Source organism: Candidatus Filomicrobium marinum (assembly GCF_000981545.1).
GTDB classification, from domain to species: Bacteria; Pseudomonadota; Alphaproteobacteria; order Rhizobiales; family Hyphomicrobiaceae; genus Filomicrobium; species Filomicrobium insigne.
Genome location: NZ_LN829119.1, coordinates 3,004,684 through 3,025,023 on the forward strand (window position 1 = coordinate 3,004,684; position 20,340 = coordinate 3,025,023).

Consider the following 20,340-nt stretch of genomic DNA (forward strand, 5'->3'; position numbering starts at 1 on the left):
ATCAAGATTGAATTCGATCAACCCAGTAAGCGGTTGCGGCAAATGCCGATAAGATCGGGAAAGAAACGCGAAAGGCGGCGGACCCATCAGTCCGTTGAAGTGTAAATGACATCAGCAGCAATGCGGTTCATCAACGTCGGCGAACGCACGAACGTCACCGGCTCCGCGAAATTCAGAAAGCTCATCGAAGCCAACGACTACACGGCAGCGCTTTCCGTTGCCCGACAGCAGGTCGAGAACGGCGCACAGATGATCGACGTCAATATGGATGAGGGTTTGCTCGACTCTGAAAAGGCGATGCAAACGTTCCTCAACCTAATCGCGTCAGAGCCGGACATTTCCAAAGTCCCAATCATGATCGACAGCTCCAAATGGAGCGTCATCGAAACAGGCCTCAAGTGCGTACAGGGCAAGGCCGTCGTCAACTCGATCTCAATGAAGGAAGGTGAAGGTCCCTTCCTCGAACAAGCGCGCAAAATCTTGCGCTACGGTGCCGCCGTGGTCGTTATGGCCTTTAACGAACAGGGACAGGCGGAAACAGCCGAGCAGAAATTCAGCATCTGCCAACGCGCTTACAAGCTGCTGACCGAAAAAGTCGGCTTCCCACCGCAGGATATCATCTTCGATCCCAACATCTTCGCCGTCGCAACCGGCATCGAAGAGCACAATGACTACGGCGTGGCCTACATCGAAGCGACGCGCCGTATCAAGGAAGAGATGCCGCTGACACATGTTTCGGGCGGCGTCTCGAACTTGTCGTTCTCCTTCCGCGGCAACGATCCCGTCCGTGAGGCGATGCACTCTGTGTTCCTCTACCACGCCATCCAGGCGGGTATGGACATGGGCATCGTCAACGCGGGTCAGCTGGCTGTCTATGACGACATTCAGGCTGATCTGCGTGAACTGGTCGAAGATGTCATCCTGAACCGCCGCCCCGATGCGACCGACCGGTTGCTTGAAGCGGCACCGCGTTTCAAGGGCGAAGGCGGGCCCAAAAAGCGCGAACAGGATCTCTCATGGCGTGAAAAGCCGGTTCAGGATCGTCTCACACATTCTCTTGTCCACGGAATCAACGACTGGATCGAAGAGGACACGGAAGAAGCCCGCCAGCAAGCCGAACGCCCGCTTCATGTCATCGAAGGGCCGCTCATGACCGGCATGAACGTCGTCGGCGATTTGTTTGGTGCGGGTAAAATGTTCCTCCCACAGGTGGTCAAATCTGCACGAGTTATGAAGCAGGCCGTCGCCTACCTGCAGCCTTTCCTGGAAAAGGAAAAGCAGGAAATGGGGCTCGTTAATCAGCCTGCCGCAGGCAAGATTCTGATGGCCACCGTAAAGGGTGACGTGCACGACATCGGCAAGAACATCGTCGGCGTCGTGCTTCAGTGTAATAACTACGAAGTCATCGATCTGGGCGTCATGGTTCCGGCCGCCAAGATTCTTGAAACCGCAAAGAAGGAGAAGGTCGACGTCATTGGCCTATCTGGCCTGATCACGCCCTCTCTCGATGAGATGTGCTTTGTCGCAGCTGAAATGGAGCGCGAAGGGTTCCAGCTCCCACTCTTGATCGGCGGCGCCACAACAAGTCGCGTACATACTGCCGTCAAGGTTGCGCCAAACTACGAACGCAACCAGGCAATCCACGTTCTCGACGCGAGCCGCGCCGTAGGTGTTGTCTCCAAGCTGCTGTCTGACAACGATCGCGGATCATTCGTAGAGAACATCCAAGCGGAATATGAAAAGGTCCGTGAAGCGCACCATGCCAGCGAAGCCAAGAAAAACCGGATAACGCTGCAGGCCGCACGCGACAACCGCTTCGAGATCGATTGGCCGAACTATGAACCGCCGAAGCCGTCATTCACGGGCGCGCGGGCGTTCTCAAACTATCCGCTGGCGGATCTGGTCCCCTACATCGACTGGAGCCCATTTTTCTCAACGTGGGAACTGCGCGGCCGCTATCCCGCCATTCTGGACGACAACACCGTCGGCCCCGAAGCGCGCAAGCTCTTCGCTGATGCAGAGGAACTGCTAAATCGTATCGTCGAAGGCAAATGGCTGACGGCAAATGCCGTTGTCGGCTTCTGGCCAGCGAATGCTGTCGGTGATGACATCCTTCTCTTCGACGACGACGATCGCAAAAACGTCCGCGCCACCGCCCACACCCTGCGCCAGCAGATCGCCCGCGATCACAATCGCGGACGCGCGCACTCGGCTTTGGCGGATTTCATCGCGCCGCAATCGACGGGTCTTGCGGATTACCTCGGCGGTTTCGCCGTCACCACCGGCATCGGCGAAGAAGAAGCATTGGAAGCCCATTTCAAGAAGACCGACGACTATGGGCGGATCATGTTCAAGGCGCTGGCTGATCGTCTGGCCGAAGCCTTCGCCGAAGCCATGCACGAAAAAGTACGCCGCGAGCTTTGGGGCTACGCTCCCAACGAAAAACTGACCAGCGAAGAACTGATCGCTGAGAAGTATCGCGGCATCCGTCCGGCACCGGGATACCCGGCACAGCCCGATCACACAGAAAAGTCCACGCTGTGGGAATTGATGGACGTTGAAAAACAGACAGGCATCAAGCTGACGGAAAGCTACGCTATGTGGCCCGGTTCCGCCGTCTCGGGCTTCTACTACGCGCATCCCGACAGCCACTACTTCGGTGTCGCCAAGATCGAAGCCGATCAGGTCGAGGACTACGCCGCACGCAAGGGTTGGAGCATCGAAACAGCCGAACGCTGGCTGGCCCCGATTCTCAATTACGACCCGCGGCGTGAACGTAGCGCGAAAGTCGCCTGATCAATCCCGGCTGACTATTCGGCCGGGCCCCAAAAGTGTGTCGGACGAACGTGTGCCCAGGCACAAATTCGTCCGACATCGTTTGCATCGTTTCCCCAAACCCACAGCTGTGCTAGTCCGCGAGGATAACGGCAACTTGCGCCCGTGGGGGGCTGCACGCCAAGTGTGAGGGCCAAACGATGCTCGGATACCTCGTTCTCGTCATCCTGCAAATCATTGCCGCTTGGTTCGGCATGCCGAAAGTCATGAGCTACATCCCGAGTAACCTCGGAAGCTTGGCGACTGCGGCAATCGAAGCGGCGATCTACGCTCTTATCGTGTGGATTATTGGCGTCCTGTTTTCTTTCGTTCTGAAAGACGTGCGGATGCCCGGCACGCCAACGCTCGCCACCGCTCTTGTCGGCGCTCTCATCGGTGCCGCGATCGTGGTGTTCCTTCCGGCATTCGGCGTCAGCATTCCCAGAGCAATCAATCCACAATTCATTCCACTTGCGGGTGCGATCCTGGGATATCTCGCCCGCCGTTGATCGCGAGCGCTGGCGGCCCCTTGAAACTTCGCCGAGTTACCTGACATCAGACTCCAAACGCGAAAGAGGCGCGGAACTCGTCCGGTTCCACGCCTCTTTGTATTTTCTGCCCTTGAGTGGCTTTGATTTTTATATCTGCAGCATCATCCGCCGCTTGGTAAGCCAACGGTCCCTTCGTTAGATGGCGCCGAGCACGATGGCAGCCAGAAAACCGAAGGAGATGATAGCGGCTAATAAATTAAGTCGCATCTGCAGCGTCATCGTTGCCTCCTTGTACCGATAAACGGTAGCTATCCTAGTGTAGTCAGAACCACACCATTGGCAGATCCTAGTTGCGTGTTTAAAAGTGAGACAAGCGAAAAAATTGCTGCGTTGCAGTGGAATTAGGCATTTCGCAGCGTGTCATTTAGGCAGCTTCAGTAGAGCTATTTATAACACGACGATCAGCTTGCTTATGTATACAGATCCATTCCAATTTAACGACTTTCGTCATCAGGATGTTTCGCAGCAACTTGTCGGTAACCATTAAGATTTTCGAAGAATTGAATACACGCAAAGTTGTGCAATCCGGGTGTGGCTTTTCCCACCTGTGCATCGCAAAAAAATTGCGCAGGCCTCCTGCAAAAAAATTATAACGCCATCGTATTCGCACCCGGAAATTTGGTCGACGATATGCCAGGAAACCGACCATTTTTCAGCGTGAACTAGCCGCTCTTTGAGCCCCAGTAAACTGCCTGAAAGGACTTCTGGATGGACCGCTTCAAGGCCTTGATGATTTCGAAAAAAGACGAGGGTGGCCAATCAGTTGACTGGGTGGAACTCGGCACTGAAGACCTGATGGAAGGCGATGTGCTGGTTCGCGTCAGCCACTCGACAATCAACTACAAGGACGGCCTCGCTTTGGAGGCGAGCGCGCCCATCGTGCGCCGCTGGCCATTGATTCCCGGAATCGACTTTTCAGGCACCGTAGCCGAATCGAATCACCCTGATTTCAAACCCGGTGATGCTGTGATCCTAAACGGCTGGGGCGTCGGCGAAACGCATCACGGTGGCTACGCCCAATACGCACGCGTAAACGGCGATTGGCTGATCCACCAACCCGCAGCCTTCACTGCCGCTGAGGCTATGGCAATTGGTACAGCTGGCTACACGGCAATGCTGTGCGTTCTAGCACTCGAAGCCCATGGCGTCGTCCCCGCATCCGGCCCGGTCCTGGTCACGGGCGCCGCAGGTGGCGTCGGATCTATTGCCGTCTCAGTGCTCGCCAGGTTGGGCTACCACGTCATCGCATCCACCGGCCGGACCAGCGAGACGGAATTTCTAAGGGGACTTGGCGCCGCTGAAATAATGGATCGTAGCGAGCTGTCCGGAAAAGCTCGGCCACTTGGGAAAGAACGCTGGGCCGGTGCCGTTGACGTTGCCGGCAGCACCACACTTGCCAATGCTATCGCCATGACGAGCTACGGCGGAACCGTTGCTGCATGTGGACTCGCACAAGGCATGGATCTTCCGGCAAGCGTAGCGCCGTTCATTCTACGCGGCATTACGCTATGCGGAATCGATAGCGTTATGGCGCCCAAAGCCAAACGTGTGGAAGCGTGGGATCGTCTCGCCCGAGACCTGGACCGCAGCAAGCTTAGCGAACTCACCGTGACGCATCCCTTAGCTGACGTCATTGGGTTAGCACCGAAAATCCTGGCCGGCGAAGTTCGCGGGCGCGTCGTTCTCGAGATCGAGTAGAGCAAACTCAGATAAGGCGCTTACGCAGCAGGATCTCGGAATGAGGCTCTTCAATAAGCCCCGGGATTTCTGCTGCCTCTTTGAAACCCTGTCGCCCGTAAAATGATCTCGCCGGCGTATTGAACTCGGACACGGTGATCCAAAGGTTGCGATCACCGAAGCCGCGCGCATGCGTTTCCCACCAAGACAGGACGGCGGCCCCAACACCGCGTCCCTGAAAGGCCGGGAGAATGCCAAGGAAATGCAGGTAGGAGCCACGCAGCCACTGTCCTCGGATCACAGCGACACCAGCAGGAGCTTCGGCAACCCTAATCAGTATGCGCGCCGCACCGACCTCGGAAGTCGCCAGGAACTTAGCGAGATCCTGATGCGAAAACCCATACTCGGCCCACGGCGTCATTGCTGAAAATTGCGCTCCGAAATAATCGGCACAATCCGATGAAAGAGCCTCAAGCCTTACTGCTTCTTGACGTCCGCCCCGCGCAACGACCGAACCAATTTCATAGGGCAGGTCCGAATAGCGCGCCGTCATCTGTCCGCCGCTCCAGCTCCCGCTGCTGGACGCGCTGTGGCAGTCGTAGCGCGCTTCTGAAACGGCAGTCGATCATAACGATCCGTGTCCCCCGGACGTGAATCATAACAGGTCGGCACGATTTCCGGCGTGCCGGCAGCCAAGAGCTCACTCACCGTCACAAACTTATAGCCTTGCGCCCGAAGCTTCGGGATGAGTTGCGACAATGCCGCCGCCGTATGATGGCCACGCCCGTTGGCATGCCCGATGATGATGGAACCAGGCTTCACTTTTCTCATCACGGTGTTGACGATCGCTTTGGCGCTCGTATTGGGATCGGGGTCGCCCGTAGAGATGTCCCATTGAATAGCAAGAAGCCCCGCCGCGTTTACGGCATTCAGGGATTGAGCGTTGCACGCGCCGAACGGAAAGCGAAAAAGGCCCATCCGCGGCGGAACGGTCGACAATCCACCCGGCACATTCCCAACGCACTGCTCTTTCGCGAAGCCCTCCCTGGCTGCCTCATAAGCCCGCTGCGGACCTTCAATCTCAGCCCCAAGAGCACGCGGTGACAAGAGTCTGAGATTGCGGTGGGCTTCGCCGTGATTGCCTATCTCAAACAATGGATCGGCCATGAGCTGCTGGATCCGCAGTTCATGCGATCGCATCCACTTGCCGCCCGTAAACAGGGTCGCTTTGATCCGGTTCTCACGAAGGTAATCGATAATGGGACCATCGTAGCCGGCAATCTCTCCGGTCTGCTCACATAGATCGAGCGTGAGGGCGATCAGCTTGGCACCATTCCTCACATTTACCCGACGAATGGCCCCGGATAATCCAGCCGGGATTGGCGAATGAGCCGCCAAGGTACGCGCCGCTGTCGTCGCGTCGAAGGTCCTGACGCCCTTAACCGGCTTGATTTCACCGCGCTGTCCTTTGAGCGCACTAGGTGAAAAACACGCTGACAGAAGCCGGCTATCCCCAAACGAAGGCATGTGAATATCATCGCCCGACTGCGCGCGGACACCCGACTGCGTGACCATACCCAAGGTTAAGGCAGCAGCAGCGATAATAGCAGGGATACGCCCCCTTCCGCACAGCGAGGCGAAAAAAGGTCGTTTGAGACGTAAAACGCATTTCGGTATCAGCAACTCAGTTCTCGCCTGCCCACCGCATTTGGCTAATGCTTTAGCCTTAGACTGCGTTAAACCCTAGTGACAAAATGTAGACCGCACTGCGCCGAACCGCCTCACAACCCCTACAATAAGGGGCTTTCAGCACTCACTCTGGCAATCATCTCACCGATCTCTACATTGACTTGAATACATCGGATCGTTACGGCTCGGTCCTACAGCCCGAGACGAAACCCTGACCAGCACACCCGTCGAGGTCGCTATGGCGTCACCAAATCCACAAGCCCGTTCTGACACGCTGCAGACACACGACCCTATTTGGTCGCAAATCCGTAGCGAGGCCGAGGAACTCATGGGGAGCGAGCCAGCCCTTGGCAGCTTTGTGTTCGCAACCGTCCTGAGTCAAAGTTCGCTTGAAGATTCTGTCGTGCACCGGCTTGCACAGCGCCTGGATCACTCCGACGTAGATGGGGGCCTTATCAGCCATATCTTCCGGGGCGTTTTGACCAAAAAGCCGGAACTTGGCATCGCCTTCCGCGCAGATCTCGCTGCAGTCTATGATCGTGATCCTGCCTGCCAGCGCTATATCGAGCCGCTCCTCTACTTTAAGGGCTTTCACGCCATCACGACGTACCGGTTCGCCCACGAGCTATGGGCCGCAGGACGTCGCGACTTTGCACTCTACTTACAAAGCCAGTCATCGAAGCTTTTCGGCGTGGATATCCACCCCGCCGCGCGTTTTGGCCAAGGCATCATGCTTGATCACGCGACGGGCTTCGTGGTTGGTGAAACCGCCGTGGTTGGGGACAATTGCTCGTTCTTGCACGGCGTGACCCTTGGCGGCAGCGGCAAGGTGGGCGGGGATCGCCATCCCAAGATCGGCTGCAACGTCCTGATCGGCGCCGGTGCCAAAATTCTCGGAAACATCCGTGTCGGCAATTGCTCGCGCGTGGCCGCCGGCAGTGTCGTGCTGCGGGATGTCCCCGACGAAACCACAGTGGCCGGTGTTCCAGCGAAAGTCGTTGGTCCGGCAGGATGCTCTGAGCCTGCGCGTTCGATGAACCAGGATCTGCCTGGAGAATAATCGCGCAACATCGAGTGCCGGACTTTCGTCCGGCAAAACGACCTATAAGAACTGGAGACGTAAACGGTGACGAAAACCGAGATCGAGCGCCTGCAAGGCTATTTGCGAAAGACGTTCGGCGCCCCGAGCCTTGAAGTTCGGCCGCAGCCTAAAAAGAACGATATGGCCGAGGTGTTCATCGCCAATGAATTTGTCGCCACGCTCTACAAAATCGTGGAAGACGGCGAGACCGAATATCAGTTCCAAATGGCCATCCTAGAGATGGATCTCGAGGACGCGTGAATTACGCACCAAGCTTGAGCATTTAAACAAAGCGATAGCCCGCACAGCCGCCGCTCACGGCTTAATGTGCCGGTTCGACATTAACGACGATCTCATGGCCCTATTTGAACTTGATCATCAGGTGCGCACGCCTGCCAGCGGAGCATACTGGGTAGCTCCGAACGCCGTTGTGGTTGGCAATGTCGAAATCGGCGACGAAGCGAGCGTTTGGTTCGGTACCGTCATCCGGGGAGACAACGAGCCAATCCGTATCGGCGACCGTTCGAACATCCAGGATGGGTGCGTGCTGCACACCGATCCTGGATTTCCCATGACCATCGCATCCGACTGCACCATCGGACACATGGTTATGCTGCATGGGTGCACAATCGGCACCCGCAGCTTGATCGGCATCGGCTCGATCTTGCTCAATGGCTGTATTATCGGCGAAGGCAGTCTTATCGGTGCCAACACCCTCATTCCAGAAGGCAAAGTGATCCCGCCAAGATCTCTCGTGATGGGATCTCCCGGACGCGTTGTGCGGGAACTAAGCGAAGAAGACGTCGCGAAGTTCTCCCTCGCAGCCGAACGTTATGTGGAAAACTGGAAGCGCTTTTCGGATCGCATGAAGCCCCAAGCGGAAAGCTAAAAAGCTTTCCCGCCGGAGCAAATGATTTTGCGCTCAGTCACGGTCGGAACCGGAGTTACCCGACATCACCAACGGCTGATCCACCAGCATCTCCTCCAGTGACACCCAGACACGCGGGTTCACGTAAGACTGCCGCATAACGTACTGGTAGGGCGTCGAACTCCAGACGCGAACTTCAGACACCTTATTGTCGAGGATGTAGTCGCCCTGAGATGTCCGCGCGGTCAACACAGCGTGGCCATCACCATACTCGTCCCGAACAACCGTGATCAGAAGTGCGCTCGGCGGCCAGCCACGCTCGATCAAAATCTGCCGCTTCAGAAGCACATAATCTTCGCAGTCGCCGTACTTGTCAGGCAGGGTCCAATATTCCGTAACCCCGTAGATCTCCTGATCCGTCAGCGGCTGAATACGATCATTCACATACCTGTTGACCTCATCAAGCTCGATGAGACGCTCTGGCGTTGCGGTAAGCCGCGTCTCGGCAATCCCGTGAGGTGCGCAATACTTCGGATTGGACTCGCAGAACCGTACGAAACCGTAGGGTGGCTGAGCGGGACCGAAGATTTTCATGAAGGCGGGAGCGCGGTGCCCATTATAAGACGCGCTGGGCTTATGATGAGAGCCCGTAACCTGCTGACCCTGCGCTGCGCCACCAACGGCAGCGCACAGAACGGCCAACGTCAAAACGGTACCGACGCGCGTCATACTCGATTACCCCCGCATACTCGTTTCATACTGACATACGCACTTGTCAGCGCAACCCTCACCAAGGCAACTGGCTGTTAATACCGGCTTGTGTGCTTGCCTCGTCACGCCGTTGCCAATCCCATTCTCAACAGTTTGGACATCATCAGGTTCCGCCCTACTGCGCTCCAAATTCAATGCCGATGCCCGTTCGGTGATGACGACGAACGGTGGCGCTTTGTCTGCCGACAGTCACAATTGACCCCAGCGGCGGACGCCACGTCGTGGCAAGCAAAGCCCCTGACACGGACATATCGATCAGCTCACATTCGACTTCGCGACCATCTTCCAGACGAAGCAACGCCGTGTTTCCAGACCGTCGGACACGCTCTTCCTTGCGCGCCTCGAAGTCCTCCAGTTCACTGCGGTTGATGAGCCACGTCAGCTTTGCGACAAGACGTTCGCGCTTATGGGCAGACAGGCTGCTTCGCAGGGCAAAGCCTCCCGCAAATGCGCGCACGACAACGCCCTCAAGAGCTCCGAGATGTTCGAAATAAACAACGATGCGCTCATTATTCTCCACGGTGGCGGCGCTCTTCACTGAAGCCCCGCCCACAGAGATATCCACAAGCTGGCAATCATGCTCGGTCTTGTCGGCACGCATAAAGCGCCCAGGCAACGACAGCATCACACGACGATACCTACGCCGCGTAGTTTCGCTGCCTGATCCGGGTTCACCCGCGAGGTGCCGCAGCACCAATTGTGCCGTAGTCGCTGACATATGCGCACCTTCTCACCGCCTGCCCGCACGCGCTGGCAGACGCCGCGTTTCGTACTGAGACACCAAGTGCTCAGAACATCGCTGAGGATTATGCGGTAGAGGCCGTTAACGTTAGGCTAACGTCCCGTCCAAATATGAAACAGTCAGGAGGTGGCAGAATCACGGCATGCGAACGTCGTTAAGTTTCAGTTCCCCGTGTCAAGAGCCCGCCATCATAAACGCGGAATTGGCGTCGGTCCTGCCGAACGATCCGAGCATTGCGCACATGAGAAAAAAACGGAGGTGGATCTTCTGCGGGCGGAGAAAGCTCCGGTAGTTTTAATGAAACCGGCTGTTCAGGGCTAATAATTCGAACATCAATCAGACGTTGACGAACCAACGGCTCTTGCCCAAGCCAGGCTGGAGGGTTGATGCAACTTCCAGCTCCAAGCAACCTATCGATCGAACCCTGAGTATGAACCAAGGGCATCACAACAAACTCAAAGCTCGCCTTTCGTCCGCGGCTACAGAGGGCCTCCGTAGCGATAACCGCAACTGAACCGGAGCGCATGACCTCTGAGAGTTTACTCATCACGGTCCCGCGTTCGAGCCCTATCCAGTGATGAAAGAAATTTGCTCCGCGGAATTCCTGGCCGAACTGCTCCGTAAGTCGCGTGCCCGCCAGCCTGTAGCGCAAGTTGCCTTCATCCACAGCTTCCAGAATAAATGTCTCTGGCAGCAAATGTGATATGCGCGAAGGCTCGATCTCAAATCGCCGGGGGGCGATACGATCTCCCCTTACCTCGTTCCAATACCGATACAAATTACGGCTAGTCGAATGTCGCATTGCTCTCGCGGGCCCCGAACGATGGGTCGACCGCCAAACGCGGACAGACCAGTCAAAGCTATTTCAATCACTGTCCAGAAACGGGACGATTTACCGCCCATAACCGGGTATAGCCTTGATTGAGCACCTTCCATGCCAGCCTCCGCACTACAGCGAAAAGAGGCCCGCACCCCGAACAACACTTGTCTAATCTTGCCTAATAAGGAACGAGGACCAGATAGGGTCCGACGCGCCGCGTTCAACTCCGGTACAACTAAGGGGATTAGCTTGTCCAAGGCGCGGGCTGGCTGTAACGCTTCAAAGCTCGCGACACGTAAAACGGCCCCCCGCGAAAGGAACTTTAAGTGCGATATCACCAGCCAATCTTCAACGTCCCAAACTCAGTGCTGGCGCTCATCGCGATTTTCATTGCGGTCCATATCGTACGGCAGATGTTGCCTGTGGATCAGGAAGAATGGCTGACCGTCGCCATGGCCTTCGTTCCTGCGCGCTACTCAGGCTACGCCGCAGAGTTGCCGGGTGGGGAAATCGCTTCCATCACGTCGTTCCTTACGCACATGCTTGTCCATGGCGATGTCACCCATCTGATGTTTAACTCGGCGTGGTTTCTGGCTTTTGGAGGCGCAATCGCTCTGCGTATCGGCGGACCCCGCTTTCTTGCCTTCACAGCTTTTACGGGCGTCATCGGAGCATTAACGTTTTTAGCGTTCCACTTTGGTGAACTGGTTCCCGTCGTCGGAGCCTCCGGAGCCGTCTCGGGAATGATGGGGGGCGTCATGCGCTTCCTGTTTTCCGCGATCGACCGGCACAATTTCGCAGCTCTGCGCGAGGCTCCCCACAGCGTCCCGCTAATGAGCTTGAACCAAGCCCTAACGGACAAACGCGTTATTGCCGTCACCGCAATCTGGCTTCTGCTTAACGCTCTCAGCGTCCTTGGTATACCTGGCGTCGACAGCGGCGGTGGCATCGCCTGGGAAGCGCACGTGGGTGGCTACGCGGCGGGCTTCTTGTGCTTTGGCTTCTTCGACAACCGCGCGCCTACGAGTAGGCCTCGCCCCTATCTCGTCAACTGACGCTTGCGACTTTTGTCGTATCGTCGCACCATGCACCTCCGGAGGGAACCAGGGCGTTCCGTTAACTGACGGAACGCACCGACCGGGTTTGCAGTCTTGCCATATGCAACAAATTACAAAAGGCAAGGGCGGCGACCCATTGAATTGGAGGTGCCTGTAAATGAACGTAGCCGCAGTTTTAAAGGCCAAAGGCCGTGCTGTAGCAGTGGCCGGAGCAGACACAACACTGCTGGAGATTGCCTCTCAACTCGCTGCTAAGCGAATTGGTGCTCTCGTCATCGTCAATGACGACAACACTGTAATCGGAATCATTTCCGAACGCGACATCGTTCGAGCCATAGCCGCGTCAGGCGAAGGAGTACTTCGCGCGCCGGTTTCCACTGTTATGACCAAGAGCGTCGTAACTTGCGAAGAGAGCGTTACCCTCGACGAATTAATGGGCATGATGACCAAGGGTCGTTTCCGTCACGCTCCAGTCGTCATGAATGGAGAACTCGTCGGAGTCGTGTCCATTGGCGACGTCGTAAAACACCATCTCGCCGAGGTGGAAATGCAAGTGTCAGCAATGCAGGGATATCTGGCCACCGGCTGAAATGCTTCGGATTAATTATTCTGGCCGGTGGCGTAAGGCACCGGCCAGATCTACGACAGGTCCGATGTTATGCGACCCCAGCCTTGAGGCGACCGAGCTGACGTCGCACAGAAATTTCCTGACGTATTGTTTCCAACTCACGTTCCGCCGCGAGCCGTCCGAGATCAATAAGTTCGGAGGCGCGGTGAAAATCAAACAGATTGAAGCCATACAGACGCGGGCTGATCATCGCATCCGGCGGATCGCCAGCCAGCCGGGAGCGCGCAATGCGATCCTGAACGATGTTGAAAGCATCGACCATAACCGTAGAAATCCCCGGAACGCTTTTGTCGCCTTTTCCGAAGATCTGCCGCTGCAGCAGCCTGCGCGCACCAAAGCCATTGGAAAAACTGCGCGGGGCGATATCCGCGAGAGGCTCCGCCTCTTCGTCCTCGACCACCTCAGAAAGATCAAACTGAGCGGCGGTCGTCCCACGGCTCGACAGGTCGAAATTCAGATTAACGGCGATGACATAGCGCGCGCCCAGCGCCCGGCAAACAGAAACCGGAACAGGATTGACTAACGCACCATCAAACAGCCAACGCCCATTGAGTTTGACCGGCTTAAGAACGCCTGGAAGTGCATAAGAGGCCCGAACCGCATCTCCAAGTTCTCCACGAGACAGCCAAATTTCATGACCCGTCCCGATCTCCGTGGCAACTGCTGTAAATTTACAATCGAGGTCTTCGATACGCACATCGCCGAAAACCTTTTTCAATCGCGAATTGAGCCGTGTTCCAGAGATGAGACCCGTACCCGCCAGATTGAAATCGAGGAAATTCCAAACACCCCGAACGGTCAGCCCTCGGGCCATGTCCTCGAGATCGTCAAGGTGGCCCGCCGCATAGCAGCCACCGACAACAGCTCCGATAGAAGTGCCTGCAATGATGTCAGGTTCGATACCGGCAGCGCTGAGAGCTCGGATCACGCCAATATGCGACCAGCCGCGTGCGGCACCGCCGCCAAGGGCCAAACCGATCTTGCCGTACTCCATAAAACGTCTCCAGAGCCTACAGCTACCGTGTTCGTCTCCCGTTCTGCTGCTTTGGGCACGACAAACCGTCTGCGTACCGAGTTCATGCAAGCAAAACGGAGGTACTAATCGAGATTAAGCACAATACCGCAATAAGATTAACGCAGCGCTAGTCCGCATCAACCATAGCCCCTAAACGCACCCTCTCAAGATTTTGCCTTCCACACAGATCATTTTCCTTCAGGTTTGCTATAAATTGTCTCAGGATCGAACAATCGGGTGTCATCGCTCGGAACGAGTTTAACGTCGGACTCAGACTCGAAAACGACGCGCCGGTAAAAACAGGTCCGTCGCCCCGTGTGGCAAGCCGCCCCATGCCCTTCGATCCGCACCTGCATCCAGATAACGTCTTGGTCGCAATCCGTTCGCATCTCAATAATTTGAAGCCGGTTGCCGCTATCTTCGCCTTTTTTCCAGAGGCGTCCTCGGGATCGGCTCCAGAAATGTGCTATTCCCGTCTCGAGGGACAGCTGCAGAGCTTCCGCGTTCATGAAGGCAAACATTAGAACCTGCCCAGTGTCCGCGTCTGTGACGATGGCCGGGATGACGCCGGCGCCGTCAAAACGCGGCTGAAATGCCAGCCCCTCCTCCAAGTTGCTTTTGTCCTCGCCAGGACCCATTAGAGACATAATCGCTTCCCTCCGCCTTGACCGGCACTACATACAGGAGGAACCCGCAAATTGACCCGCCAAGAGTCAACCTGCACCATCTCCTATATAGTGATTGAATTGGGCGGGAGGACTAATCCTCCGCCATCGGCGTAGCCGAAGGGACTTCTATGGCCGACCTCGATGAAATTTACCACACGCGGATCCTCGAACTCGCCGCAGCAATACCGCGCACCGAACGCCTCGCGGATCCTGACGCACGGGCATCCGCGCACTCAAAGCTGTGCGGCTCCACGATCGATGTCGACGTGAAGTTATCCGATGGCCGTGTCGTCGACTTCGGGCAAACGGTGAAAGCCTGTCTTCTGGGACAAGCCGCCGCCTCCGTCGTCGGACGAGAAATTATCGGCACCCCAATCGAGGAGTTTACGGACATCGCGGAGACCATGCGCCGCATGCTCAAGGAGGACGGCCCTCCTCCCCAGGGGCGCTGGGCCGACCTTGCTGTTCTGGAACCGGTGCGTGACTACAAAGCGCGGCACGCGTCAACACTGCTTGTCTTCGATGCCTTACGCAAAGCCATCAATGAAGCCGAAGGCGAACATGGAAAGTCTGGTGAGCAGCCGACAACGGCAGCCACAACGGAGACCTGATCCGATTGAACACTTGTAAGCAGCACGATCACAGCCCTAACACCCCTACCGACAGAAGGTCAGGTTGGGCAGGCCTGCTGCTGAAAGCGCCGATCCACGCCTACCGCTATACCTTCAAAGCGTTCTTCGGCTGGCATTGTCGACATTTGCCGACATGCTCCGAATACGCACTAGAAGCAATCGATCGTAATGGCGCTTGGCGCGGCTTTTGGCTGACTCTATCTCGCCTGGCCCGCTGCCGGCCGGGCGGATCTGCCGGCTACGATCCGGTGCCGGACATTTCCACCGAACGCCATCCATTTGCGCCATGGAGATACGGCCGCTGGACGGGCGCTCATATGGAGGAGCAGTGGACCAGCCCAACGGAGTCGCTATCCCGGCCACACCGGAACGACTAGTTGGTTGCCTCCAGCGTGGCCAACCGTTCTCTCGCGGCGACAACCCCATTTTCAGAGGCCTGCGCATACCAGAAGCGCGCACGCGCTGCATCACCCGTCAGACCGACTGCGCCGCGAGCAGCAAGCTGAAGCGGATCAAACGTTTCGCCTAAGGCATACGCGCCCTCCGCGACACCGCTCTCCGCAGCCATTTCAAACAAGAGCCGTGCACCGCTGATGTCTCCAGCTTGCAAAAGGCCACGGCCCCTTGCCAGCAATGCCTGTGCGCGCTGAGGATCAAGACTGCGGGTCACCTCAGTCGGTTTGACCTTGAGAATAAAGCGCGGCGAACCGATCGGCTGGGCCGACATGTCGAAAAGTTCGGCAGTTACAGTGACATCGCCAGCCCCGCCCGGCGGCACGATAATGCGAGCACCATCCAGGCTATCCGGTGAAAGAACCCAGCTGTTATCTCCGCTCGGCATAGCGCCTGCCACATTGTAGTCCGGGGGCAAGCCACGCAGCACAATCGCCGCGACTTCGCCAGTACCATGAGCCGGACTAAGTTCAATCGGCAGACGCACTTCATCACCAGCATCAGCGGCGATCGCAGTCTCATCCCGCTGCGCTAAGACGGTCATCTCAGAGTTAGCGTTCTCCGCACGAGGCTCCGCTGACATATTCGCCGCATTTGCGCCGACCAAGCTGAACGCCGCAATGGTAAAGCGACCGACACCCTCAACGACAGGATCTTGCACGGACGCCGCCTTCATTGGTGGCGCTTCACTTGCTGCTGGATTTGACATTATGGAAGACAACTCAATCCCAGCTTGTTCGAGCCCACTAATCAGTGTCGGCTCGTACACAAACGTAGCCCCCGCACACACGACAACAATAGCCAAACCGGCGGCAATAAGCGGCCAACGTCGCGACCGAACAACCTGATCCGTTACAGCTTCGACAACGACCAATTCCCCTTTACTAGGCTCGCGCTCGGAGTTGATGTCGTTCACCGCGGATGATGATGAAACGTCGATGGAACTCATTTCATGCCAGGGAGCGACACCAACGAACTCGCCAACGAGTTCGCCGTCCTCAATATCCGAAGTCTCTCGTTCCTCATCATTGCGCGAGGCCTGCGCAGCAACCTTCATACGAGCCTCACGCAATACCTGCATGGGATCGGAACGGATACACTCATCGCCGAGCGGGTCCACGGCGTCGAGCCGGCGTAAGAGCGCCTTGATCGAGCTGTCTTGTGATGTCCCTGACGAATAACTCATGTACTTCCCCAGTCTTTGGTAATTGCACCTCGAACCAAGCTCGAGCGCATTGCGGACAACCCGGTTAGCGCAACCGCTTCTCCGCCTCTCCCCCACTCGACCGGCTCGTCAGCTCAGATTGGCGCGACGAAGATTGCGTCGCTGAAGCTTTCGAGCGGGCACCGGTGAGTACTCGCTCAAGCCAAGCCTTAGCGGGCCCGAACTGAACGATGCCCGGCACAGGCGCCGGTAGATTCATTTCATGCCACTTCGCATGCCGCGCGGGCTCACGCAGCCCTTTCAAATTACCGAACAGGTCTTCAACAAACCGGGCCGACAACTGATAGCGCTCGTGCTTGGCGGGCCAATTCACGACGGTCAAAACAGCACCAACCGCGACCGTATCTATGCTTTGTCCCTCCCCTATCAGATCGGGATAATCCGCATGTGTCAGCTTGGCGGGAAGGTAATCAGCCTCCAATGACGGCGGATATGCAATGGGCAGAAGGCGAAGGCCCTCAATCCGCTCCATCACAAGCGCATCTGGAGTAGGTTTGCCTCCGAGAAAAACATGCGCTGAGATTTCACCGCGCTGGAGCCGTTCCATTGCGTCGGCATGGCTCAAATTGACTTCGCGCACTTCAATGCCGAGCGCCGCAAAAACGCGCCGCGCTGAAAATTGCGTCCCACTGCCGTGTTCGCCGAAGTTGACAGCACGACCGGTAAGTTCACCCAGATCGCCGATGTCACCGCGCGCTACGACATGAAGCTCCTCATTGCACAGCTTGGCGATGTAGGCGATCTGCTCGCTCTTGATGTCACCGCCCAGCTCTCCACGGGACAAAGCCGCCAGGACGTCTGATTGGGTAATCGCAAGATCGATACCCTTCAGGTACAGCAAATCGGAGATGTTCTGTGGTCCGCCCTTCCCGACAATCGGGAGCACGCGGACATCGTCCGCACCACCGAGAACGATGGAGGCATCCTGCGCCATTTGCAGAGCGGTGCTACCAGAGCTGCCAGCAAGGAGAGTCAGAGACTGTCTATTTCTCAAATCGTCAGTCGACGCGACGCGACTGACAAAAGCCTGTGCATCGACGTTGCCACCGCTCTTCCCGGCAGCTGGAGACCTCGCTGGCTGAGCCGAAGCAGTTAGGGATACTGCGAACGAGAAAACAACAGCAGCAAAAATCCGTGCGGACACACCAAATCCAGCAGCCGCGGTGAGATACCCACCACCCATACCAATGGAATTGAAGCCCATCGTTTACGCGCGCCCCTGTACGCAAACACTACTCAAGCAGGCTCCCCAACCTGCCAAAACTCGTGTGGCCCCGACAACCACAGTCAGCAAACGGCAAAAACCTTTTGCCTTTCCGTGCCCTAGGTGGTGCCAGCCTGGGGGCGTTTTTTCGACGCGGAGAAGGAGAATGTGTGGCAGGAGCTGGGCGATCTCGTGATCGCTTCAGAGGTAAGGTCCCGCGCCGCGGCGCCTCGGCGCACGTTGATCTCGTAGCTTTGATCTCCCTGCGTTCCCATATGAGACTACCGGGCCAAAGAACCAACAAACTGCCGCGCAGGCCTTGACATGGCGCACGCCTGCCGCGCAGATGCCAGCCTCCCGCAGCAGTTTGAATGCGGCTCGCGACGCGACAACGTCCAACCCATCTTACCTGCTTGGTATGCAGCGATTGAGAGAAGGGGCCCAGCTAATGGCCGATATTACTCTTACGTTCCCCGATGGTGCCGCACGTTCCTACCCAAAGGGCATCACAGGCGCTCAACTCGCCGAAGCCATTTCCAAATCACTCGCAAAAAAGGCCGTCGCCATTGTTCGCGATGGTGAACTGAGTGATTTGTCAGATCCCATTAATGAAGACACTCAGGTGCGCATCGTCACACGCACGGATCCTGAGGCGCTGGAACTTATCCGGCACGATGCCGCGCACGTCATGGCGGAAGCTGTGCAGGAACTCTATCCGGGCACTCAGGTAACGATTGGTCCGGTGATCGCCAACGGCTTCTATTACGACTTCGCCAAGAACGAACCGTTCCATCCTGAAGATCTGGCTGCAATCGAAGCAAAAATGCACGAGATCATCGCGCGCAATGCTCCCTTCACAAAGGAGATTTGGAGCCGCGACAAGGCCAAGTCGTACTTTGACGGCAAGGGCGAAAGCTACAAGGTTGAGTTGGTCGACGCCATTCCCGAGGGGCAGGATCTTAAGATCTACCGCCAAGGCGACTGGCTCGATTTGTGCCGCGGGCCGCACATGGCTTCAACCGGACAAATCGGCAAGTCCTTCAAGCTGATGAAGATCGCTGGGGCCTATTGGCGCGGCGATTCCAACAATCCCATGCTGCAACGTATCTACGGAACGGCTTGGGCGAGCGATAAGGAACTTGCAGACTACCTGTCGATGCTAGAGGAGGCCGAAAAGCGCGACCACCGCCGCCTCGGCCGCGAGATGGACCTGTTCCATTTCCAGGAAGAGGCACCGGGCTCTGTATTCTGGCACGCTAAAGGATGGACGCTGTTCCAGACCCTGATCTCTTACATGCGCCGCCGCCAGGCAGATGCCGGCTATGTCGAGGTGAATTCGCCCGACATGATGGAAAAGCACTTCTGGGAGCTATCGGGCCACTGGGAAAACTACGGTGAGAACATGTTCACCACGACGTTGCCCGATGAGCGCGTCTTCTGCTGTAAGCCGATGAACTGTCCTGGCCATGTGCAGATCTTCAAGCATGGCCTGAAAAGCTATCGCGACTTACCCGTGAAGATTGCTGAGTTCGGCAAAGTCCATCGTTATGAACCATCCGGAGCCTTGCACGGGCTCATGCGTGTACGTCACTTCACGCAAGACGACGCGCATATCTTCATCAGCGAGGATCAGCTCGAAGACGAATGCCTGAAGATCAACGAGCTGATGTTGTCGATCTATGAAGACTTCGGCTTCCAAGAAATCGTCGTGAAGCTTTCGACGCGACCCGAAAAGCGTGTTGGCGATGACGCCTTGTGGGACCGCGCCGAAGCAGTGATGTCCAAGGTTCTGGAACGTATTGAACGCGAAGGCGCCGGACGCATTAAAACCAGCATCAATCCTGGGGAAGGTGCCTTCTACGGTCCTAAGTTTGAGTACGTCCTGCGTGACGCCATCGGGCGTGATTGGCAGTGTGGAACAACGCAGGTCGACTTCAATCTGGCCAGTCGCCTGGGCGCATTCTATATCGACGCCAACAGCGAAAAAAAGACACCGGTGATGATCCATCGCGCCATGTTTGGCTCGCTGGAACGCTTCACGGGCATTCTGATCGAAAACTATGCCGGGCATTTCCCGCTGTGGCTCGCACCGGTTCAGGTCGTCGTTGCGACGATTGTGTCGGAGGCCGACGATTACGCACGCGAAGTCGTCGCAGAACTGCAGTCCGCAGGCCTGCGCGTTGAGATCGATACACGCAATGAGAAGATCAATCTGAAGGTCCGCGAACACTCACTGCAGAAAATTCCGGTAATCCTCGTCGTCGGCAAGCGGGAAGCCGAAGAAGCCAAGGTATCGATCCGCAGGTTAGGAAGTCAGGCACAGCAGGTTATGCCGCTGTCCGAAGCGATCGGTGTGCTCACACGTGAAGCTGTTGCGCCTGATCAACGCAGGGAACTAGCCCCGGTCAAAGAACCTGCGTAAGGGCACAACCTGGTAGAAAGAG

General features: G+C 56.8%; 20 protein-coding genes. 11 read left to right on the forward strand and 9 right to left on the reverse strand.

The window, feature by feature from the left end; translation table 11 throughout:
* The first annotated feature begins 105 nt into the window (after nucleotides 1–105).
* From metH to YBN1229_RS14075, 3 genes are all read left to right on the forward strand, one after another.
* Nucleotides 106–2,796 (forward strand): methionine synthase, encoded by a 2,691-nt coding sequence (metH, locus tag YBN1229_RS14065; protein ID WP_052743951.1) that lies wholly within the window; start codon nucleotides 106–108, stop codon nucleotides 2,794–2,796.
* A 179-nt stretch (nucleotides 2,797–2,975) separates the two neighbouring features.
* Nucleotides 2,976–3,323, forward strand: a complete 348-nt coding sequence (locus tag YBN1229_RS14070; protein ID WP_046478621.1) for a hypothetical protein — start codon at nucleotides 2,976–2,978, stop codon at nucleotides 3,321–3,323.
* Nucleotides 3,324–4,073: 750 nt separating this feature from the next.
* Complete coding sequence (locus tag YBN1229_RS14075; RefSeq protein WP_046478620.1) at nucleotides 4,074–5,063, forward strand: MDR family oxidoreductase; 990 nt, start codon at nucleotides 4,074–4,076, stop codon at nucleotides 5,061–5,063.
* 7 nt (nucleotides 5,064–5,070) lie between these two features.
* Here the strand turns inward: YBN1229_RS14075 and YBN1229_RS14080 are convergent, their stop codons facing one another.
* Together YBN1229_RS14080 and YBN1229_RS14085 are read right to left on the reverse strand one after the other, a co-directional pair.
* Nucleotides 5,071–5,595 carry a GNAT family N-acetyltransferase gene (locus YBN1229_RS14080; protein ID WP_052743952.1) on the reverse strand — a complete coding sequence of 175 codons (525 nt, stop codon included), beginning with the start codon at nucleotides 5,593–5,595 and terminating at the stop codon, nucleotides 5,071–5,073.
* On the reverse strand, nucleotides 5,592–6,569 hold the full coding sequence (locus YBN1229_RS14085; RefSeq protein WP_160298715.1) for a polysaccharide deacetylase family protein: 978 nt from the start codon (nucleotides 6,567–6,569) through the stop codon (nucleotides 5,592–5,594). The genes YBN1229_RS14080 and YBN1229_RS14085 overlap by 4 nt, the downstream gene beginning before the upstream one ends.
* A 400-nt stretch (nucleotides 6,570–6,969) precedes the next feature.
* Between YBN1229_RS14085 and cysE the strand changes: the two genes are divergently transcribed.
* The 3 genes from cysE to YBN1229_RS14100 all read left to right on the forward strand — a co-directional run bounded on the left by cysE (nucleotide 6,970) and on the right by YBN1229_RS14100 (nucleotide 8,701).
* Nucleotides 6,970–7,791, forward strand: coding sequence for a serine O-acetyltransferase (cysE, locus tag YBN1229_RS14090; protein WP_046478619.1), 822 nt, complete (start codon nucleotides 6,970–6,972; stop codon nucleotides 7,789–7,791).
* 66 nt (nucleotides 7,792–7,857) lie between these two features.
* Nucleotides 7,858–8,073 (forward strand): DUF3126 family protein, encoded by a 216-nt coding sequence (locus YBN1229_RS14095; RefSeq protein ID WP_046478618.1) that lies wholly within the window; start codon nucleotides 7,858–7,860, stop codon nucleotides 8,071–8,073.
* Nucleotides 8,074–8,167: 94 nt separating this feature from the next.
* Complete coding sequence (locus tag YBN1229_RS14100) at nucleotides 8,168–8,701, forward strand: gamma carbonic anhydrase family protein (RefSeq protein WP_046480435.1); 534 nt, start codon at nucleotides 8,168–8,170, stop codon at nucleotides 8,699–8,701.
* A gap of 33 nt (nucleotides 8,702–8,734) precedes the next feature.
* Here YBN1229_RS14100 and YBN1229_RS14105 read toward each other — a convergent pair whose 3' ends face one another.
* The 3 genes from YBN1229_RS14105 to YBN1229_RS19365 form a co-directional block, all read right to left on the reverse strand.
* The gene (locus tag YBN1229_RS14105; RefSeq protein WP_046478617.1) at nucleotides 8,735–9,409 is read right to left on the reverse strand and encodes a transglutaminase-like cysteine peptidase; all 675 of its coding nucleotides are present in this window, start codon (nucleotides 9,407–9,409) and stop codon (nucleotides 8,735–8,737) included.
* A gap of 157 nt (nucleotides 9,410–9,566) precedes the next feature.
* Entirely contained in the window at nucleotides 9,567–10,169 is a 603-nt protein-coding gene (locus tag YBN1229_RS14110) for a PilZ domain-containing protein (RefSeq protein WP_052743954.1), read from the reverse strand.
* Nucleotides 10,170–10,347: 178 nt separating this feature from the next.
* A complete protein-coding gene (locus YBN1229_RS19365) occupies nucleotides 10,348–10,995 on the reverse strand; it encodes a PAS domain-containing protein (RefSeq protein WP_046478616.1) in 648 nt (215 codons plus the stop codon).
* A 344-nt stretch (nucleotides 10,996–11,339) separates the two neighbouring features.
* Here YBN1229_RS19365 and YBN1229_RS14120 point away from each other — a divergent pair, with 344 nt between their 5' ends.
* Both YBN1229_RS14120 and YBN1229_RS14125 read left to right on the forward strand, forming a co-directional pair.
* Complete coding sequence (locus YBN1229_RS14120) at nucleotides 11,340–12,068, forward strand: rhomboid family intramembrane serine protease (protein WP_046478615.1); 729 nt, start codon at nucleotides 11,340–11,342, stop codon at nucleotides 12,066–12,068.
* Nucleotides 12,069–12,228: 160 nt separating this feature from the next.
* Complete coding sequence (locus tag YBN1229_RS14125) at nucleotides 12,229–12,660, forward strand: CBS domain-containing protein (protein ID WP_046478614.1); 432 nt, start codon at nucleotides 12,229–12,231, stop codon at nucleotides 12,658–12,660.
* 67 nt (nucleotides 12,661–12,727) lie between these two features.
* Here YBN1229_RS14125 and YBN1229_RS14130 read toward each other — a convergent pair whose 3' ends face one another.
* Nucleotides 12,728–13,693 (reverse strand): patatin-like phospholipase family protein, encoded by a 966-nt coding sequence (locus YBN1229_RS14130; RefSeq protein ID WP_046478613.1) that lies wholly within the window; start codon nucleotides 13,691–13,693, stop codon nucleotides 12,728–12,730.
* 209 nt (nucleotides 13,694–13,902) lie between these two features.
* Entirely contained in the window at nucleotides 13,903–14,361 is a 459-nt protein-coding gene (gene hisI / locus YBN1229_RS14135; protein ID WP_046478612.1) for a phosphoribosyl-AMP cyclohydrolase, read from the reverse strand.
* A 149-nt stretch (nucleotides 14,362–14,510) separates the two neighbouring features.
* Between hisI and YBN1229_RS14140 the strand changes: the two genes are divergently transcribed.
* Entirely contained in the window at nucleotides 14,511–14,993 is a 483-nt protein-coding gene (locus YBN1229_RS14140; RefSeq protein WP_046478611.1) for an iron-sulfur cluster assembly scaffold protein, read from the forward strand.
* 5 nt (nucleotides 14,994–14,998) lie between these two features.
* Complete coding sequence (yidD, locus tag YBN1229_RS14145; protein WP_076605331.1) at nucleotides 14,999–15,391, forward strand: membrane protein insertion efficiency factor YidD; 393 nt, start codon at nucleotides 14,999–15,001, stop codon at nucleotides 15,389–15,391.
* Here the strand turns inward: yidD and YBN1229_RS14150 are convergent.
* Nucleotides 15,388–16,653 (reverse strand): sel1 repeat family protein, encoded by a 1,266-nt coding sequence (locus tag YBN1229_RS14150; RefSeq protein WP_052743956.1) that lies wholly within the window; start codon nucleotides 16,651–16,653, stop codon nucleotides 15,388–15,390. The two genes, yidD and YBN1229_RS14150, sit on opposite strands and share 4 nt — an antisense overlap.
* Before the next feature lie 64 nt (nucleotides 16,654–16,717).
* Entirely contained in the window at nucleotides 16,718–17,896 is a 1,179-nt protein-coding gene (locus YBN1229_RS14155) for a TAXI family TRAP transporter solute-binding subunit (protein WP_052743957.1), read from the reverse strand.
* Between the two features lie 448 nt (nucleotides 17,897–18,344).
* On the opposite strand from YBN1229_RS14155, the gene thrS reads away from it, so the two are divergent.
* Complete coding sequence (gene thrS, locus YBN1229_RS14160) at nucleotides 18,345–20,318, forward strand: threonine--tRNA ligase (protein ID WP_046478610.1); 1,974 nt, start codon at nucleotides 18,345–18,347, stop codon at nucleotides 20,316–20,318.
* Nucleotides 20,319–20,340: the final 22 nt, after the last annotated feature.

Bases quoted from the DNA above. Each gene is read 5' to 3' on its own strand.
- YBN1229_RS14140 (WP_046478611.1), top strand. From the start codon at position 14,511: ATGGCCGACCTCGATGAAATTTACCACACGCGGATCCTCGAACTCGCC.
- YBN1229_RS14130 (WP_046478613.1), bottom strand. From the start codon at position 13,693: ATGGAGTACGGCAAGATCGGTTTGGCCCTTGGCGGCGGTGCCGCACGC.
- YBN1229_RS14100 (WP_046480435.1), top strand. From the start codon at position 8,168: ATGGCCCTATTTGAACTTGATCATCAGGTGCGCACGCCTGCCAGCGGA.
- YBN1229_RS14075 (WP_046478620.1), top strand. From the start codon at position 4,074: ATGGACCGCTTCAAGGCCTTGATGATTTCGAAAAAAGACGAGGGTGGC.
- YBN1229_RS14085 (WP_160298715.1), bottom strand. From the start codon at position 6,569: ATGCCTTCGTTTGGGGATAGCCGGCTTCTGTCAGCGTGTTTTTCACCT.
- YBN1229_RS14070 (WP_046478621.1), top strand. From the start codon at position 2,976: ATGCTCGGATACCTCGTTCTCGTCATCCTGCAAATCATTGCCGCTTGG.
- metH (WP_052743951.1), top strand. From the start codon at position 106: ATGACATCAGCAGCAATGCGGTTCATCAACGTCGGCGAACGCACGAAC.
- thrS (WP_046478610.1), top strand. From the start codon at position 18,345: ATGGCCGATATTACTCTTACGTTCCCCGATGGTGCCGCACGTTCCTAC.
- YBN1229_RS14105 (WP_046478617.1), bottom strand. From the start codon at position 9,409: ATGACGCGCGTCGGTACCGTTTTGACGTTGGCCGTTCTGTGCGCTGCC.
- YBN1229_RS14150 (WP_052743956.1), bottom strand. From the start codon at position 16,653: ATGAGTTATTCGTCAGGGACATCACAAGACAGCTCGATCAAGGCGCTC.
- YBN1229_RS14110 (WP_052743954.1), bottom strand. From the start codon at position 10,169: ATGTCAGCGACTACGGCACAATTGGTGCTGCGGCACCTCGCGGGTGAA.
- hisI (WP_046478612.1), bottom strand. From the start codon at position 14,361: ATGTCTCTAATGGGTCCTGGCGAGGACAAAAGCAACTTGGAGGAGGGG.
- cysE (WP_046478619.1), top strand. From the start codon at position 6,970: ATGGCGTCACCAAATCCACAAGCCCGTTCTGACACGCTGCAGACACAC.
- YBN1229_RS14125 (WP_046478614.1), top strand. From the start codon at position 12,229: ATGAACGTAGCCGCAGTTTTAAAGGCCAAAGGCCGTGCTGTAGCAGTG.
- YBN1229_RS14155 (WP_052743957.1), bottom strand. From the start codon at position 17,896: ATGGGCTTCAATTCCATTGGTATGGGTGGTGGGTATCTCACCGCGGCT.
- YBN1229_RS19365 (WP_046478616.1), bottom strand. From the start codon at position 10,995: ATGCGACATTCGACTAGCCGTAATTTGTATCGGTATTGGAACGAGGTA.
- YBN1229_RS14080 (WP_052743952.1), bottom strand. From the start codon at position 5,595: ATGACGGCGCGCTATTCGGACCTGCCCTATGAAATTGGTTCGGTCGTT.